We start from the raw sequence: 2,449 nt of genomic DNA, 5'->3' as shown, positions 1-2,449 counted from the left end.
TCTTCGTGAAGGTGTTGCGATCGGTGCAAAAGTTACCCTTCGTGGTGAACGTATGTACGAATTCTTGGATAAATTGGTTTCAGTTTCACTTCCACGTGTGCGTGACTTCCATGGTGTTCCAACAAAATCATTTGATGGACGCGGAAACTACACACTTGGTGTGAAAGAACAATTGATCTTCCCAGAAATCAACTTTGATGACGTTGACAAAACTCGTGGTCTTGACATCGTTATCGTAACTACTGCTAACACTGACGAAGAGTCACGTGCATTGCTTACAGGCCTTGGAATGCCTTTTGCAAAATAATATAGGAGGTATAACTAATGGCTAAAAAATCTATGATTGCTAAGAACAAACGCCCAGCGAAGTTCTCTACTCAAGCATACACTCGCTGTGAACGTTGTGGACGTCCACACTCAGTTTACCGCAAGTTTAAACTTTGCCGTGTTTGCTTCCGTGAATTAGCTTACAAAGGACAAATTCCTGGTGTAACAAAAGCATCTTGGTAATTTAAGATATCAAGGGCGTCAAAACTCCAAGTGAAAATAGGAAACTTGACGAAGAAACTTTAGTTTCTAGAAAAGTTTATCTTTTTCACACAGAGTTTAGCCCGGGTTCAGTTGGGCTTGCCAATTTGAACACGAGCTACAGCTTTGGCAAAAAAGATCAATTTGCTTTGGAGCATCGCTCCTGCATCAAATTGCCTATTTTTGCTCTTGCTGTTACGCTCTTTGTATCATGTATTAACTAGCAAGTGCAACTTGCAAACTACTAGTAAGAGGAGAAAAATAAAATGGTTATGACTGACCCAATCGCAGACTTCCTAACTCGTATTCGTAACGCTAACCAAGCAAAACACGAAGTACTTGAAGTACCTGCATCAAACATCAAAAAAGGGATTGCAGAAATCCTTAAACGCGAAGGTTTTGTTAAGAACGTAGAAATCATCGAAGATGACAAACAAGGCATCATCCGTGTATTCCTTAAATACGGACCAAACGGTGAAAAAGTTATCACAAACTTGAAACGTGTTTCTAAACCAGGACTTCGTGTCTACAAAAAACGTGAAGACCTTCCAAAAGTACTTAACGGTCTTGGAATTGCTATCCTTTCAACTTCTGAAGGTTTGCTTACTGATAAAGAAGCACGCCAAAAGAACGTTGGTGGAGAGGTTATCGCTTACGTTTGGTAATATTTAGCTCCCAATTTCTTTGTGACTCGTCGTTATCGTCTCTTGCCTAACCCAAAGTTATGTCTGCGAGACGATGCCTAGATTCACTTTGAAGTTGAAACCTAAATGTTCCTTTAAATCGAGAAATCGATTTAACCCCGTGAAAACTGGTCGACAAGGCCTGACAATTTAACAGGAGAATAAAAACATGTCACGTATTGGTAATAAAGTTATCGTGTTGCCTGCTGGTGTTGAAATCACTAACAATGACAACGTTGTAACTGTAAAAGGACCTAAAGGAGAACTTACTCGTGAGTTCTCAAAAGATATTGAAATTCGTGTGGAAGGTACTGAAGTAACTCTTCACCGTCCAAACGATTCAAAAGAAATGAAAACTATCCACGGAACTACTCGTGCTCTTTTGAACAACATGGTTATTGGTGTATCAGAAGGATTCAAGAAACAACTTGAAATGCGTGGGGTTGGTTACCGTGCACAACTTCAAGGATCAAAACTTGTTTTGGCTGTTGGTAAATCACATCCAGACGAAGTTGAAGCTCCAGAAGGAATTACTTTTGAACTTCCAAACCCAACAACAATCGTTGTTAGCGGAATTTCAAAAGAAGTAGTTGGTCAAACAGCTGCTTACGTACGTAGCCTTCGTTCACCAGAACCTTACAAAGGTAAAGGTATCCGTTACGTTGGCGAATATGTTCGTCTTAAAGAAGGTAAAACAGGTAAATAATATTGAGTGGTTGATTTTCAGCCACCAATATCATTTCCAACTTTGTGCATAGCACACGATTTAAAACTAAAGAGGTGAAAACTGTGATTTCTAAACCAGATAAAAACAAACTCCGCCAAACCAGATAAAAACAAACTCCGCCAAAAACGCCACCGTCGCGTTCGCGGAAAACTCTCTGGAACTGCTGATCGCCCACGTTTGAACGTATTCCGTTCTAATACAGGCATCTACGCTCAAGTTATTGATGACGTAGCGGGTGTAACGCTCGCAAGTGCTTCAACTCTTGACAAAGAAGTTTCAAAAGGAACAAAAACTGAACAAGCCGTTGCTGTCGGTAAACTCGTTGCAGAACGTGCAAACGCTAAAGGTATTTCAGAAGTGGTGTTCGACCGCGGTGGATATCTATATCACGGACGTGTGAAAGCTTTGGCTGATGCAGCTCGTGAAAACGGATTGAAATTCTAATAGGAGGACACTAGAAAATGGCATTTAAAGACAATGCAGTTGAATTAGAAGAACGCGTAGTTGCTGT

4 protein-coding genes and 1 pseudogene are annotated in these 2,449 nt (G+C 40.5%); all 5 read left to right on the top strand.

All coding sequences use genetic code 11. The features are described from left to right. A pseudogene (gene rplE / locus E7C97_RS09400) lies at positions 1-307 on the top strand (50S ribosomal protein L5); the annotation flags it as partial. Between the two features lie 17 nt (positions 308-324). Next, entirely contained in the window at positions 325-510 is a 186-nt protein-coding gene (locus E7C97_RS09395; RefSeq protein WP_001085699.1) for a type Z 30S ribosomal protein S14, read from the top strand. A 284-nt stretch (positions 511-794) separates the two neighbouring features. Continuing rightward, on the top strand, positions 795-1,193 hold the full coding sequence (gene rpsH, locus E7C97_RS09390; protein WP_000245504.1) for a 30S ribosomal protein S8: 399 nt from the start codon (positions 795-797) through the stop codon (positions 1,191-1,193). Between the two features lie 187 nt (positions 1,194-1,380). After that, the gene (gene rplF / locus E7C97_RS09385) at positions 1,381-1,917 is read left to right on the top strand and encodes a 50S ribosomal protein L6 (protein WP_000086625.1); all 537 of its coding nucleotides are present in this window, start codon (positions 1,381-1,383) and stop codon (positions 1,915-1,917) included. 99 nt (positions 1,918-2,016) lie between these two features. Then, a complete protein-coding gene (rplR, locus tag E7C97_RS09380; protein ID WP_316109050.1) occupies positions 2,017-2,382 on the top strand; it encodes a 50S ribosomal protein L18 in 366 nt (121 codons plus the stop codon). Positions 2,383-2,449: the final 67 nt, after the last annotated feature.

Origin of the sequence: Streptococcus sp. (assembly GCF_032481935.1) — a bacterium.
Taxonomy (GTDB): Bacteria; Bacillota; Bacilli; order Lactobacillales; family Streptococcaceae; genus Streptococcus.
The sequence above is the reverse complement of the archived record's forward strand: the minus strand, read 5'-3'. Positions and strand labels throughout refer to the sequence as shown.

Excerpts from the sequence above, each read along its gene's own strand:
- rpsH (WP_000245504.1), top strand. The coding sequence starts at position 795 with ATGGTTATGACTGACCCAATCGCAGACTTCCTAACTCGTATTCGTAAC.
- E7C97_RS09395 (WP_001085699.1), top strand. The coding sequence starts at position 325 with ATGGCTAAAAAATCTATGATTGCTAAGAACAAACGCCCAGCGAAGTTC.
- rplF (WP_000086625.1), top strand. The coding sequence starts at position 1,381 with ATGTCACGTATTGGTAATAAAGTTATCGTGTTGCCTGCTGGTGTTGAA.